This is a genomic window from Gordonia sp. NPDC003424 (assembly GCF_053588655.1).
Window position 1 is genome coordinate 197,093 of record NZ_JBSFQJ010000006.1, and the last position, 14,546, is coordinate 211,638.

At 67.8% G+C, this 14,546-nt stretch carries 13 protein-coding genes; 9 read left to right on the forward strand and 4 right to left on the reverse strand.

The window, feature by feature from the left end; genetic code table 11:
* Positions 1-2: 2 nt before the first annotated feature.
* From metH to hisG, 7 genes are all read left to right on the forward strand, one after another.
* Positions 3-3,587, forward strand: a complete 3,585-nt coding sequence (gene metH, locus ACWDTI_RS11575; RefSeq protein ID WP_449738215.1) for a methionine synthase — start codon at positions 3-5, stop codon at positions 3,585-3,587.
* A 148-nt stretch (positions 3,588-3,735) separates the two neighbouring features.
* The gene (locus ACWDTI_RS11580; RefSeq protein WP_449738216.1) at positions 3,736-4,191 is read left to right on the forward strand and encodes a MarR family winged helix-turn-helix transcriptional regulator; all 456 of its coding nucleotides are present in this window, start codon (positions 3,736-3,738) and stop codon (positions 4,189-4,191) included.
* A complete protein-coding gene (locus ACWDTI_RS11585) occupies positions 4,188-5,651 on the forward strand; it encodes an MFS transporter (RefSeq protein WP_449738217.1) in 1,464 nt (487 codons plus the stop codon). Before ACWDTI_RS11580 ends, ACWDTI_RS11585 begins: the two co-directional genes overlap by 4 nt.
* A 62-nt stretch (positions 5,652-5,713) precedes the next feature.
* Positions 5,714-7,159 (forward strand): hypothetical protein, encoded by a 1,446-nt coding sequence (locus ACWDTI_RS11590; RefSeq protein ID WP_449738218.1) that lies wholly within the window; start codon positions 5,714-5,716, stop codon positions 7,157-7,159.
* 7 nt (positions 7,160-7,166) lie between these two features.
* Positions 7,167-7,898: an HAD family hydrolase gene (locus ACWDTI_RS11595; protein WP_449738219.1), complete on the forward strand. Its 732-nt coding sequence runs from the start codon at positions 7,167-7,169 to the stop codon at positions 7,896-7,898.
* 6 nt (positions 7,899-7,904) lie between these two features.
* Positions 7,905-8,168 (forward strand): phosphoribosyl-ATP diphosphatase, encoded by a 264-nt coding sequence (locus ACWDTI_RS11600; protein ID WP_449738220.1) that lies wholly within the window; start codon positions 7,905-7,907, stop codon positions 8,166-8,168.
* Positions 8,169-8,245: 77 nt separating this feature from the next.
* Positions 8,246-9,097, forward strand: coding sequence for an ATP phosphoribosyltransferase (gene hisG / locus ACWDTI_RS11605; protein ID WP_449738221.1), 852 nt, complete (start codon positions 8,246-8,248; stop codon positions 9,095-9,097).
* Between the two features lie 13 nt (positions 9,098-9,110).
* On the opposite strand, the gene ACWDTI_RS11610 is transcribed toward hisG, so the two are convergent.
* Together ACWDTI_RS11610 and ACWDTI_RS11615 are read right to left on the reverse strand one after the other, a co-directional pair.
* A complete protein-coding gene (locus ACWDTI_RS11610) occupies positions 9,111-9,767 on the reverse strand; it encodes a response regulator (RefSeq protein WP_449738222.1) in 657 nt (218 codons plus the stop codon).
* Positions 9,764-10,954 carry a sensor histidine kinase gene (locus tag ACWDTI_RS11615; RefSeq protein WP_449738223.1) on the reverse strand — a complete coding sequence of 397 codons (1,191 nt, stop codon included), beginning with the start codon at positions 10,952-10,954 and terminating at the stop codon, positions 9,764-9,766. The genes ACWDTI_RS11610 and ACWDTI_RS11615 overlap by 4 nt, the downstream gene beginning before the upstream one ends.
* Positions 10,955-11,113: 159 nt before the next feature.
* On the opposite strand from ACWDTI_RS11615, the gene ACWDTI_RS11620 reads away from it, so the two are divergent.
* On the forward strand, positions 11,114-11,707 hold the full coding sequence (locus ACWDTI_RS11620; RefSeq protein ID WP_449738224.1) for a hypothetical protein: 594 nt from the start codon (positions 11,114-11,116) through the stop codon (positions 11,705-11,707).
* Here the strand turns inward: ACWDTI_RS11620 and ACWDTI_RS11625 are convergent.
* Together ACWDTI_RS11625 and ACWDTI_RS11630 are read right to left on the reverse strand one after the other, a co-directional pair.
* Positions 11,641-12,483, reverse strand: a complete 843-nt coding sequence (locus ACWDTI_RS11625) for a thioesterase family protein (protein WP_449738225.1) — start codon at positions 12,481-12,483, stop codon at positions 11,641-11,643. The two genes, ACWDTI_RS11620 and ACWDTI_RS11625, sit on opposite strands and share 67 nt — an antisense overlap.
* A 21-nt stretch (positions 12,484-12,504) precedes the next feature.
* Entirely contained in the window at positions 12,505-13,359 is an 855-nt protein-coding gene (locus ACWDTI_RS11630; RefSeq protein WP_449738311.1) for a RecB family exonuclease, read from the reverse strand.
* Between the two features lie 135 nt (positions 13,360-13,494).
* Between ACWDTI_RS11630 and ACWDTI_RS11635 the strand changes: the two genes are divergently transcribed.
* Positions 13,495-14,340 (forward strand): tRNA (adenine-N1)-methyltransferase, encoded by an 846-nt coding sequence (locus tag ACWDTI_RS11635; RefSeq protein ID WP_449738226.1) that lies wholly within the window; start codon positions 13,495-13,497, stop codon positions 14,338-14,340.
* Positions 14,341-14,546: the final 206 nt, after the last annotated feature.

Consider the following 14,546-nt stretch of genomic DNA (forward strand, 5'->3'; position numbering starts at 1 on the left):
CCATGCCGGATTCCGTCACCGACACCGATCGTTACGACACGACATTCCTCTCCGCGATGTCGCGTCGCGTGCTGATCGGCGACGGAGCGATGGGCACGATGCTGCAGGCGGCCGACCTCACCCTCGACGACTTCGCCGGTCTCGAGGGCTGCAACGAGATCCTCAACGACACTCGCCCCGACATCCTCGCCGGCATCCACCGCGCCTACTTCGAGGCGGGCGCCGATGCCGTGGAAACCAACACCTTTGGATGCAACCTGTCGAACCTCGGTGACTACGACATCGCCGACCGCATCCGCGAACTCTCCTACAAGGGCACCGGCATCGCACGCGGCGTCGCCGATGAGATGGGACCGTCGTCCGACGGCACACCTCGTTTCGTGCTCGGCTCGATCGGGCCCGGCACGAAACTGCCGAGCCTGGGGCACACCACCTTCGAGGTCATCCGGAACGCGTACTACGAGTGCGTCGCCGGCATGCTCGACGGTGGCGCGGACGCCATCCTGATCGAGACCTCGCAGGACCTGCTGCAGGTCAAGGCCGCGGTGGTGGCCGCCCGACGGGCCATGAGCGATCTCGGTCGCAACATCCCGATCATCAGTCACGTCACCGTAGAGACCACCGGCACCATGCTGCTCGGCTCGGAGATCGGTGCCGCGCTGGCCGCGATCGAGCCACTGGGCGTCGACCTGATCGGCCTCAACTGCGCGACCGGGCCCGCCGAGATGAGCGAACACCTGCGCTACCTGTCGCAGCACGCTCGCATCCCGGTCTCGGTGATGCCCAACGCGGGCCTGCCGGTGCTCGGACCCAACGGCGCCGTCTACCCACTGCAGGCCGACGAATTGGCTTCGGCACTCGGTGATTTCGTCACCGACTACGGACTGTCGATGGTCGGCGGCTGCTGCGGCACCACCCCCGAACACATCCGGCAGGTGGCGCAGCGCATCGCCGAACTGATCCCGGCAACCCGGCAACCCGAGCACGTCTCGGAGACGTCGTCGCTGTACACCGCCGTGCCGTTCGACCAGGACGCCAGCATTCTGATGATCGGGGAGCGGACCAACTCCAACGGCTCCAAGGCATTTCGTGAGGCGATGCTCGCCGAGGACTATCAGAAGTGCCTGGACATCGCCAAGGACCAGACCCGCGACGGCGCGCACATGCTCGACCTCAACGTCGACTACGTGGGCCGTGACGGTGCCGCGGACATGACGGCGCTGGCCAGCCGTTTCGCGACGTCGTCGACGCTGCCGATCATGCTCGACTCCACCGAGCCGGACGTCATCCGGGCCGGGCTGGAGGCACTCGGCGGACGGTGCGCGGTCAACTCGGTGAACTACGAGGACGGCGACGGGCCGGACTCGCGGTTCACGCGCATCATGCGGCTCGTCGTCGAACACGGCGCCGCCGTTGTCGCGCTCACCATCGACGAGGAGGGGCAGGCACGCACCGCCGACTGGAAGGTGCGGATCGCCGAGCGGCTCATCGACGACATCACCGGCAACTGGGGTCTGGCCGAAGAGGACGTCATCATCGACGCCTTGACCTTCCCGATCTCCACCGGGCAGGAGGAGGTGCGACGCGACGGCATCGAGACCATCGAGGCGATCCGGCGTCTGCACGAGGCCCATCCGGACGTGCATTTCACGCTCGGTATCTCCAACATCTCGTTCGGCCTGAATGCGGCTGCGCGACAGGTGCTCAACTCGGTGTTCCTCCACGAGTGCGTGGAGGCCGGGCTGGACACGGCGATCGTGCACGCGTCGAAGATCTTGCCGATGAACAAGATTCCCGACGAGCAGCGTGAGGTGGCGCTGGACCTCGTGTACGACCGTCGCCGAGACGGGTACGACCCGCTGCAGAAGCTGATGGAGCTCTTCGAGGGCGTCTCGGCGGCCTCGGCACGGGAGTCGCGGGCCGCCGAGCTGGCGAAACTACCGCTGTTCGAGCGGCTCGAGCGCCGCATCGTCGACGGTGAACGCAACGGCCTCGAAGACGATCTCGATCAGGCGATGACCGAGGTGCCGCCGCTGCAGATCATCAACGAGACACTGCTGTCCGGCATGAAGACGGTCGGCGAGCTGTTCGGTTCGGGCCAGATGCAGCTGCCGTTCGTGCTGCAATCCGCCGAGGTGATGAAAACCGCTGTCGCGCACCTCGAACCACACATGGAGTCGACCGGCGAGGACGGCAAGGGGCGGATCGTCCTGGCCACCGTGAAGGGCGACGTCCACGACATCGGCAAGAACCTCGTCGACATCATCTTGTCCAACAACGGATATGAGGTCGTCAACCTCGGCATCAAGCAGCCGATCAACACGATTCTCGAAGCGGCCGAGGACAAGAAGGCCGACGTCATCGGCATGTCCGGCCTGTTGGTGAAGTCGACCGTGGTGATGAAGGAGAACCTCGAGGAGATCAACGCACGCGGGGCCGCGAACAGTTATCCGGTGCTGCTCGGCGGTGCCGCACTGACGCGTTCCTATGTGGAGAACGACCTCACCGAAACCTACGACGGCGACGTCCATTACGCGCGTGACGCCTTCGAGGGCCTCCGGCTGATGGACGAGATCATGGCCACCAAGCGCGGCGAGGGCCCCGATCCCGACAGTCCGGAGGCGTTGGCCGCCAAGGAGAAAGCGGCCGAACGCAAGGCGCGGCACGAACGGTCGAAGCGAATCGCCGAGAAGCGGAAGGCCGCCGAGACCCCGGTCGAGGTGCCGGCACGTTCGGATGTGGCCTCCGACAACGAGATTCCGACACCGCCGTTCTGGGGAACCCGAATCGTCAAGGGCGTCCCCGTGCACGACTACATGCAGCTGCTCGACGAGCGCGCGCTGTTCCTCGGTCAGTGGGGTCTGCGCGGGGCGCGTGGCGGTGAGGGGCCGTCGTACGACGACCTCGTCGAATCCGAAGGCCGCCCGCGGCTGCGGTACTGGATCGACCGGTTGTCCACCGAGGGCATCCTGCAGCATGCCGCGGTCGTCTACGGGTACTTCCCGGCCGTCAGCGACGGTGACACGGTGCACGTCCTGGCCGAGCCGCACCCGGATGCGCAGGTGCGCTACAGCTTTGGCTTCCCGCGTCAGCAGCGCCCACGGTTCCTGTGCATCGCCGACTTCATCACCTCCCGGGAGGCGGCCCGGGAGGCCGGCCACGTCGATGTGCTGCCGTTCCAGTTGGTGACGATGGGGCAGCCGATCGCCGACTTCGCCAACACGCTGTTCGCCGAGGACGCCTACCGCGACTATCTCGAGGTGCACGGCATCGGCGTGCAGCTCACCGAGGCGCTGGCCGAGTACTGGCATCAGCGTGTCCGCGGTGAATTGACCGTCTCCGGAACATCTTTCGCGGGAGAGGACCCGGCGAACGCGCAGGGCTTCTTCGATCTGGAGTATCGCGGCGCACGGTTCTCGTTCGGCTACGGCGCCTGCCCGGATCTCGAGGACCGGGCGAAGATGATGGCGTTGCTCGAGCCCGAGCGGATCGGTGTGGTGCTGTCCGAGGAGCTGCAGCTGCACCCTGAGCAGTCGACCGACGCGTTCGTGCTGCACCATCCGGAGGCCAAGTACTTCAACACCTGAGTTGTGGTCGCCCGCAGCGTTCTTCCCCCTCGTTTGTGTTCTTCCGCCCCGTGCACGGGGCGGAACAACGCATTTCGGGGGGAAGAACTACAGGCTGCCGACCAGAATCGAGGTTGACACCAACCAGTTGTAGTTCTACAACAGTTGTATGCGTACAACTGTCCCGGCGGAGCGCGACTCCGCGGCGCCCACCGCCACCCAGGTGTGGTTCGCGATGAACAGCCTGGTCCGCGACCAGGCCAAGCAGTCGCGTGACCGGATCAGCGCGGTCATCGACATCCCGTTCAGCCGCTTCCGCGCGCTGCGGCGGATCGCCGTGCAGGACCTCACCCAACGTGAGCTCGCCGAACGGCTGGGTGTGGACGCGCCGGCGGCCAGCGTCATCGTCAACGACCTCGTCGACCGCGGGCTGGCCACCCGGCGCCCGCACCCCACCGACGGCCGCTGCAAACTCGTCACCATCACCGAGCAGGGGCGCCACGCGGTGTCCGCGGTGACCGAGGACCCGACCACGGCACCGCCGATGTTCGATGCGCTCGACAGTGACCAGCTGCGTGAACTCGGGGGACTCCTGGAGGCACTACGAGTGGCGGCCGAGTCGTGAGCACGCGGTCGGACGAGGTGGCGGCGGCGTCGACGGAGTTGTCGGCGCGGCACCGCAGGGTCATCCTCGCGACCTGCTGTCTGAGCCTGTTCATCGTCGGCATCGACGTCTCCGCGGTCAACGTCGCGCTGCCGTCGATCAGCTCCGACCTCGGCGCCTCGCCGTCGCAGCTGCAGTGGGTCATCGACTCCTACACGCTGGTCATCGCGAGCCTGCTCACGCTCGGCGGATCGATGGGGGATCGTCTCGGTCGCAAACGCGTCTTCCAGGTCGGGCTTTTCGTGTTCGGTGTCGGCTCGATCCTGTGTTCGCTGTCGACGTCCCCGGAGATGCTCATCGGTGCCCGCATGCTGCAGGCCGTCGGTGGGTCGATGCTCAATCCCGTTGCGATGTCGATCATCACCAACGTGTTCACCGATCCGAAGGAACGCGCGAAGGCCATCGGCATGTGGGCGATGGCGATCGGCGTGAGCATGGCGTTGGGGCCGCTCGTCGGGGGTGCGCTCGTCGCCGGCATCGGTTGGGAGGCCATCTTCTGGCTCAACGTGCCGATCTGCCTGATGGCCATCGTCCTGACCGCCCGCTTCGTCCCGGAGTCCAAAGCCGACCGCGCACGACGACCCGATCCGCTCGGCCAGGTTCTCGTGTTCGCGTTCCTGGCGACCTTGACCTACGGCATCATCGAGGGCCGCGGACTCGGCTGGACCTCGGGTGTCGTCATCGGGTGCTTCGTCGTCGCCGTCTGCGCGGTCACCACGCTGATCTGGTACGAGAGCCGTCGCCGCGAGCCGCTGCTGGACCCGCGGTTCTTCCACAGCGCGCCCTTCAGCAGCGCCGTCGTGACCGCGGTGATCTTGTTCGCGGCCACCGGCGGATTCCTCTTCCTCAACACCCTGTATCTGCAGGAGGCCCGCGGTATGACCCCGCTGCAGGCCGGCGCGATGACGCTGCCGATGGCCGCCGCGAGTGCGGTCTTCGCCCCGATCGCCGGTCGCATGGTCGCCGCCAACGGCTCCCGTGCCCCGATCGCGCTCGGTGGTGTCGCGATCCTCATCAGCGGCGTGCTGTTGATGGCGGTCGGCAACGACACCTCCTTCTGGTTCATCGGCATCGCCTATCTGTTCTTCGGTATCGGTTCCGGCCTGGTGAACGCGCCCATCACCAACGCCGCGGTCTCGGGGATGCCGCGGTCGCAGGCCGGGCTCGCGGCGTCGATGACCTCGACCGGGCGTCAGGTGGGCACCGCGCTCGGTGTGGCGGTGTTCGGCACCCTCGCGTTCTCGGGAGTCGGTGGTTCGGTCGCCGAGGGGCTGGCCACCGCGGCGCGCCCGGCCTGGCTGATCATGGCGTTCTCCGGCATCCTCGTGACGGTCCTCGCGATCGCGTCGACGTCGCGGTGGGGTGCGGCGACCGCCGAGAAGACCCGCGAACTCATCGAGGCCGACGCGGCGCACACCTGATCGGGCTCAACCTCGCAGCCTGCTGACACCGTCTTCACAGTTTGGGAGCCGAGAGTGGTCGCATGACATCTGCGACCCTCGATGCCTCGATTCCTGCGGAGGCGCCTGCCGCCACGGTCGGCACCCACACGCCGCGACGCTGGATCCGGTGGCTGGTCCTGGCCGCCATGGTCGTCGCGGCCATCGCCGTCCGAGCGCACTTCCTGCATTTCGAGACGATGGACTACCAGGCCTTCCTCAGTCGCTGGTACGCCACCCTGGACACCCAGGGGTTCGGCGCGTTCCGGGAACGTTTCGCCGACTACAACTACCCGTACCTGTACCTGATCTGGGTGCTCACGGCGCTCAACATCCCGGCCCTCGTCGGGATCAAGGCGCTCTCGATCGTCTTCGACCTGGTCCTCGGATTCTTCGCCTACCGCATCGTGGCGCTGCGGACCGACCGATTCTGGTTGCGGGCGTTGGCCTTCGGGATCGTCGTGTTCCTCCCGTCGGTGATCGCCAACAGCGCCTACTGGGGTCAGGCCGACGCCATCTACTCCGCCTTCGCCCTGGGCGGTATCTACTTCCTGCTCCGTGCCCAGCGCGATCGCCTCGTGCCGAACTCGGTCTGGGCGTGCGTGTTCTTCGGCGTCGCGATCGCATTCAAACTGCAGGCGATCTTCGTCTTCCCCGTCCTGTTGTGGCTGCTGCTGCGCCGGCGGTTGCCGTGGTACTCGCTGCTCGCCATCCCGCTCGTGTACCTGTTGCTGGATCTGCCCGCCGTCCTCGCGGGCGCATCGTGGAGCACCGCGCTGTCGGTGTATCTCGACCAGACCGACTCCTACAAGCAGTTGACCCTCGGCGCGGCCAACCTGTATCAGCTGATCCCCATCGAGGGTGACGCCACGTGGCTCGCGCATCTGGGGATCGCCGCGGCAGCCGCGGTGATCCTCGCCTTCCTGGCCTGGTCGGTGTGGCGCAAGCCCGCGGTGACCCCGACCTCGATCCTGGTCGTGGCGACCGCGTCGTCGATGATCGTGCCGTTCCTGCTGCCGGCCATGCACGACCGCTACTTCTACACCGCGGAGATCCTCACCGTGGTGATGGCGTTCTACCTGCCGCTGCGGTTCGTGCTGATCCCCATCCTCGTCCAGGCCGCGGCCATCGGCGTGTATCACTCGTCTCTCAGCGGCGACCAGGGACAGGGTTTCGGTGGCCCCGGAGCCGGCGGTCGCGCCGCGGGTGGTCCGGGTGCCGGCGGTCAGGGCGCCGGGCCGGCTGGCACCCCCGGTGGGACCGGCTTCGGCGGTGAGTCTCGTCACGGCGGCCCACCCGCGCAGGCCGGGGGTGGCGGCGGTCGACCGGCCGGCGGTGGACATCCCGGTGGCGGCTCGAGCGGCGGCTACACCTCCGGGCGTGGGGACACCGCGCTCACGATCTACGCGTCGATGATGGGGCTGGCCGTGCTCGGCATCGTCTACGCGGTCGTCGACACATTTCGTCGCACGGCGAAAGCATTGCGATGATGCTGGGGTGAGCAACCCCGCACCGACCCCCGCCCAGACCGCACCCGCGGCCGTGCTCTGGGACATGGACGGAACCCTCCTCGACTCCGAACCGCTGTGGGACATCGCCATGGAGGATCTGGCCCTCCGGCACGGCATCGTGATGACGCCCGCGCTCCGCGAGACGACGCTGGGGAACTCGCTGGGGGACGCGATCACCAAGGTCCACGTCGCCGCCGACGTCGCACCACACGATCGTGACCTCGTCGCCGACGGCCGCTGGATGCTCGACCACGTCGCCGTCCTCTTCCGCAAGGACCTCCCGTGGCGGCCGGGCGCCGCGGCCGCGCTCGACCTGGTGGCGGCCGCCGGCCTGCCGATGGTGCTGGTGACCAATACGGTCCGGGAACTCGTCGAGGTGGCGCTGGAGACACTGGGGCCGCAGCGTTTCACCGCCACCGTCTGCGGAGACGAGGTGCCACAGGGCAAACCGGCCCCGGATCTCTACCTGAAGGCCGCGTCGCTGATCGGCCTGCGCATCGATCAATGCCTGGCCGTGGAGGATTCCCCGACCGGGACGATCGCCGCGACCACCGCCGGGTGCCCGACGCTGGTCGTGCCGTCGGCCGCCCCGGTACCGGCCGGAAACCTGCGGACCTTCCGGGAGACGCTGGTCGGGCTGACCGTCGACGATCTCACCGACGCGTGGACCGGCGAACACCCCGGGCACTGTCATGAGCACGGTGACATGCCAAGATAAAGACCCGTGAAGACTTTCGAGGAGCTGTTCGCCGAGTTGAGCGACAAGGCGCAGAGCCGTCCCGCCGGCAGCGGGACGGTCGCCGCCCTCGACTCCGGAATCCACACCCTGGGCAAGAAGATCATCGAAGAGGCAGGCGAGGTCTGGCTGGCGGCCGAACACGAGTCCGACGAGTCGCTCGCCGAGGAGATCTCCCAGCTCGTCTACTGGTTGCAGGTGATGATGATCAAGCGAGGTCTCTCGCCGGCCGACGTGTACCGACACCTGTAGGGCTGCGATCCAGCCCCTCCGCGAACAGGAAAGTCATCCCGGCCATCACCCAGCTCACCAGTAAGGATCCACCGAACATGTTGCGCGTAGCCGTGCCCAACAAAGGGGCGCTCTCCGAATCGGCGGCGGCCGTCCTCGCCGAAGCCGGATACCGGAAGCGGTCCGACGCCAAAGACCTCACCGTTCTCGACAACGCCAACGACGTCGAGTTCTTCTTCCTGCGCCCCAAGGACATCGCGATCTACGTCGGGTCGGGCACCCTCGACCTCGGCATCACCGGCCGCGATCTCGCTCGCGACTCCGGTGCCTCGGTCGACGAACAGCTCTCGATGGGCTTCGGTTCGTCGACGTTCCGGTACGCCGCGCCCGCCGGCCGGAACTGGACGGTCGCCGATCTCGCCGGCAAGCGGGTCGCGACGTCCTATCCCAACCTGGTCCGCGACGACCTGAAGCGACGGGGGATCGAGCCGGCCAGCATCATCCGGCTCGACGGGGCGGTGGAGATCTCCATCCAGCTCGGTGTCGCCGACGTCATCGCCGACGTGGTCGGCTCGGGCCGCACCCTGCGGCAACACGATCTCGTCGCGTTCGGCGAGTCGCTGTGCGACTCGGAGGCGGTGCTCATCTCGCGTGACGGCGGCGGCGAGCTCGAGAAGGCCGCCCGCCAGTTCGTCGCCCGCGTGCAGGGCGTCGTGTTCGGTCAGCAGTACGTGATGATCGACTACGACTGCCCGCGCACCCTGTTGGCCGAGGCCACGCAGCTGACTCCCGGCCTCGAATCCCCGACCGTGGCACCCATGGCCGACCCGGACTGGGTGGCCGTCCGCGCGATGGTGCCGCGCAAGATCCACCAGAGCCTCATGGATGAACTGTCCGACCTCGGCGCCAAGGCGATCCTGGCCACCGACATCCGGTCCTGCCGCTTCTGACCCGTCGCCGCGGCTACCGCCCGAGCCCGTGATCGAACGCGAGCCGCATGGCGTGTGCCCGATCGCGGACCCCGAGCTTGGTGAACAGGTTGTTGATGTGCGTCTTGACCGTCGCCTCACTGACGACAAGGCGGCGCGCGATCTCCCGGTTGCTCAAGCCATGCGCGATCAGGTCGAGAACCTCGGTCTCCCGCGCGGTCAGGTCGTCGAGCGGGCCCGCGTCGGTGGGGGTGTTCACGGCGTGCGACGCACCGCCGCCGGCGGCTGCCACCAGCCGGGCCTGTACCGCCGGATCGAGTACCGACTGTCCGCCGGCGGCGACCCGGATGGCAGTGGCGATTTCGTCGCGGCCCGCCTCCTTGGTGAGGTAGCCGCGCGCTCCCGCCTGCAACGCGCGCAGGATGGATTCTTCGTCGTCGTAGGTGGTCAGGAGCACCACCGCGGTGTCGGGGAAACGTGCGCACACCGCCGCGGTGGCCTCGGCGCCGTCGAGCACCGGCATCCGGAGATCGGTCAGCAGTACCTCCGGCCGATGCTCGGCCACCGCGTCGACCGCCTCCTGACCATTTGCCGCGGTCGCGACGACGTCGATGTCCTCGATCAGGCCGAGCATGATGGCCAGCGCCTCCCGGATGGCTGTCTGGTCGTCGGCGACCACGACCCGGATCATGGCCGCCCCGCCGCGTCCGGGATGTGCAGGTGCACGATCCACCCACCCGGATGAGTGGTGTCGTCGGACGGTAGTGGTCCCGAATCCACATGGGCGCCGATCGATGCCGCCCGCTCCCGCATGCCCACCAAGCCCAGCCCCGAGCCGGCTGACGCCGAGGCTCGTGCACCTGTCGGAGCGGCGTTACGCGCGGTGAAATCGATCGCGGTGGGGGTGAATTCGACGGCAAGATCAAGTGTGCTCCCCGGCGCATGACGGCGCGCGTTGGTCACCGACTCCTGCGCCGTGCGGATCAGGGTGTGTGCGCAGCGGCCGGGGATGGCGCGGGACATACCCCGGACCGCAAACGACTCGGTCGGTCCGGCGACCATCGACGCGATGGCGGCGAGCGGGTCGACGGTGTCGCCACGCAGCGTCTGCACCGCGGAACGGGCCTCCTCGAGGCCGGTGACCACCATGCCGCGCGCGGTCCGGACCGCGTCGCGCCCCTCGTCGGGGCGGTTCGCGTCGAACAGGGCGTCCGCCAACGACAGCTGCATGTTCACCCCAGAGAGCGAATGGGCCAGCACATCGTGGATATCCCGGGCGATGGCGGCACGCTCGGCCAGGGCACGCGACTGGGCCTCGGACTCCGCGGCCTTCCGGGTCTGCCGTACCACCTCGTCGGCCGCGGCGAACGTCTCCTGGCGGGTGAACCGCGCCATTCCCGGGATCAGACTCAGAAAGACCAGCAGATTGGTCCACCACGGCGTGATATCGGCTGGACCCCACAGCAATTGGACGATGACGGCGACTCCCACGTTCAGCGCGATCACCCAGACGGCCACCCGTGGGGCGAACCGGATCGCGGCGTGCAGCGCGATCATGTACGAGAACGTCGCCGGCCAGCCCTGACCGCCGAGCCCCATGAGTACCCCTGCGCCCGTTGCGGTGATGGTCGCGAGGACCAGTCGGGTCCGCAGGTCGATGATCCGGTCGGGAAGCGGCACCGTCAGCAGCAACGAAGCGCAGCCGACGATCAACGCGAGGAGCATCGGGTCGGCCGCCGTATCCGCCCACGGCAGCGTGATCACCATCATCACCGCGAAACCGATCACCAGAACCGGTTGGAGAATCCGCATCAACCGGTCCCACTCGGTCTCCCGCGGGATTCCGCTCTCGTACGTCTGGATGTCCCACCAGGCCATCGACCCATCGTGTCAGGAGCGGCCGGACGCGCCAACCACCGGCGGGTGGAGAAGCGATCTCCACCCGGACTCCACCCGCACGCCGATGTCCGTGACGTCCGGCTCGCGTTGACTCGATGACATCGCAACCGCGACCGAATCGATCGACAAGGAGCCACGATGTCGGAACTCACCCAGGCCTTCCTGATCAGCGGAGGGATCTTCGTACTCGTCATGGCCCGCGGCTACGGCCGGCGAACCCTCGACCGGCGGGCCGTGTTGCTGCCCGTGGCACTGGTGGCCGTCTTCGGGGTGATCTATCTCAAGGACGCTCCGGTCGCGGATATGCGGGATTGGGTCGTCTACGGCAGCGCGGTCGCCGTGGGACTGGTCTTCGGCGGTATCGCCACTGCGTGCACGGCGATCGAGCGGGACGACCGTACCGGTCGGATCGTGACCGTCACCGGCCCGGCATTCGTCGCCGTGTGGCTGATCGCGGTGCTCACCCGCCTGAGCTTCGTGTGGGCGGTCACCGACAACCCCACTGCACGAAACCATTTCGGCGAGTTCATGATCGGTCACCACCTCGATTTCGGGACCATCGCGCCGTTCTTCCTGCTGTGGGCGCTGACGATGGTGGTCTCCCGGATCGTGCTGCTCGAGGCCCGCGGGCGAACCCTGACTCGGCTGGAGCGGGTCTCGTCAGGTCACGCCGAGCCCGGCGCCAACAGCACCGTCTGCGCCGAGCGGCCGATGAACCCGCTCGCGTCGTAGAGATCGGCGAAGGTGGCGCCGAAACCGTCGCCACCCCGCAGCATGTCGGAATCGACACCGAGCCACGGTCCCCGCGGAACCCGGGTGAGATGGACCGTGGTGTCGGTGTTCATCCAGGTCCATTCGGTGGGATCGAGGGTGGTGCCGACACCGTTCGCGATGTCGATGACGGTGAAGATCGACTCCAGGTCGGTGATTTCCTCGCCTCCGACCAGCGGCAGCGCCGGCCGCAACCACAGCGCCATCGTCTCGCCGAGGCGTCCGGGGACGATGGCCGTCTCGCATGTGCCAATGAACCCAATTGTGCCCCAGGGAATTCCGACATCCGGATCGACGGAGATGCCGAGCGTCGGGGTCAGCTCCGCCGGACCGGGGGACAGGTGCGCGGGTAGGCGCTTGACCTCCTCGGAGTCGGCCGTGCGCAATCGCCACGCCACCGATCGTGCGGCCGGACGGAACGACCCGTCGGGCTGCGCCACCTCGAGGTCGCTGCTCACCAGGGCGATCTGCCGGCCGGCGCGCACCAACTGTGCGCGAGTTCGGTTGATGCCCAACCCGATCGGGCCCAGGATCTCGGTGGTCACGCGGGTCAGGTGCTGGTCGGGATCCGGTACGCACCGTTCCAGCGCTCGGACCATCAGCCCGGTGGGCGGTCCGCCGTGCTGCATCGTCGGTGCCCACACGCTCAGCGTCGCGTCGGTGGGCGCGAAGTACTCGTAGCCGTCGCCGTCGGCCGCGGCGGGTGGATCGATCGGGACGTAGTAGCAGCTCTCCACCCGATCACCCTATGCGAACCATCATAGGAATCCGGGCGGTGGCCCCGGGTAGGGCGGGATCTCGCCGCCGAACTCCGGACAGCGGGAGCGATGTTCGCAGGTGCCGCAGAGTCGGGAGCGCTGCGGACGGAAGTCGCCGGTGGCGACAGCCTGCCGGATCGCCGCCCAGATGGCTTTCAGCGTCCGGGCGAAGCGCTCCAACTCGTCGCGATCCGGCGTGTAGGTCAGTTGCTGGCCGTCGGACAGGTACATCAGCTGTAGCCGGTGCGGCACCACGCCTCGGATTCGCCAGATCGCCAGCGCGTAGAACTTCATCTGGAACAGGGCTTTGGCCTCGTACGCCTCGCCCGGACAGCGTCCCGTCTTGTAGTCGACCACCCGGATCTCCCCGGTCGGCGCGACGTCGATGCGGTCGATGAAACCGCGGAGCAGGACCTCGTCCAGGTCGATCTCGACGTGCTCCTCGACGGCGTCCGCCTCGAACGCGGTCGGGTTCTCCATCGTGTAGTAGGTCGCCATCAGCTTCTGCGCCTCGGCGACGAAGCGCCCGTTGGTGTCCTCGCCGATCACCTCGGCGAGATGCGGGTCGGCCTCACACATGGCCGCCCAGGCGCCTTCGACGAGCAGATCCGCCGTCTCGGGTGTGCGGAGCTCGGCGGGGATGTCGAAGAGGTTCTCCAATGCGGCATGCACCACGGTGCCGCGCGTCTGCGCCTGGGTCGGTGTCTCCGGGAACCGGTCGATCGCCCGGTAGCGGTAGAGCAGGGGGCATTGCTTGAAGTCGGATGCCCGCGACGGGGAGAGCGCCAGCGGACGGCCGGCGAGGCCGCGGGCAGCGGGGCCTCGGGTGGCGGGGTTGGCCGGGATGTTGCGCACCGGGGCTCGCGTGGACCCGGCGGCGATCGTCGTACTCACATTTGGCAGGGTAGGTCCCGACCCCGACAGATTCGGGGACGCAACGCAGACGAGCTCCGCGATCGACGCCGTAGCCACCCCCGGAAGGACCTCCCGATGCCGACGACCGGCCCATTCGCCGTGGGCGACCGCGTCCAGCTCACCGACGCCAAGGGCCGCAAGTTCACGGTGCACCTCGAGGCCGGCAAGCTGTTCCACACGCATCGGGGGGCCATCGCGCACGACGACCTCATCGGCGCACCCGAGGGCAGCATCGTCTCCGCGACCAGCGGCACCCAGTACCTGGCGCTGCGCCCGCTGCTCACCGATTACGTGCTGTCGATGCCGCGCGGCGCGCAGGTCATCTACCCGAAGGACGCCGCACAGATCGTGACCGAGGGCGACATCTTCCCCGGCGCACGCGTCCTCGAGGCCGGGGCCGGCTCGGGCGCCCTGACGTGCTCGCTGCTCCGCGCCGTCGGCGAGCGGGGCACGGTCACCTCCTACGAGGTGCGCGACGACCACGCCGAACACGCCGTGCGCAACGTCGAGACGTTCTTCGGTGAGCGCCCCGCCAACTGGGAGATCGTCGTCGACGACCTCGCACACCTCGATGCGACGGCGCTGCCCGCCGACGAGCACTTCGACCGCGTGGTGCTCGACATGCTCGCGCCCTGGGAACCCCTCGAGGTCGTCCGAAACGCCATTACACCCGGCGGAGTGCTGATCATTTATGTGGCAACTGTCACGCAATTGTCCCGGATTGTGGAGGCGCTGCGCGACCAGGAGTGCTGGACCGAGCCGAGGGCCTGGGAATCGCTGGTCCGTGAATGGAGCGCCGTCGGCCTGGCGGTTCGTCCGGAACACAAAATGCAAGGCCACACGGCATTCCTGATCACCGCCCGCCGCCTCGCCGACGGCGTCACCACCTTGCGTCCGCAGCGTCGGCCGACCCGCGGGTGACCCATTCTTTCGGATTACTCTGCGTTATTTTCTTTACCCCGCGAAACATCGCGAATACGTTGTGAATACGCACATTTAACAGACCGTCAACACCGAGTGTTGCGCGGTGTCCGGCGGTTTCTGTCGCACACCGGTAGCGTGGTGTTACGGCGCAAACACGTAGCGGGCCAGGGAGTCCGGAGACAGCGTGTTTGCCGGGGAGAGGA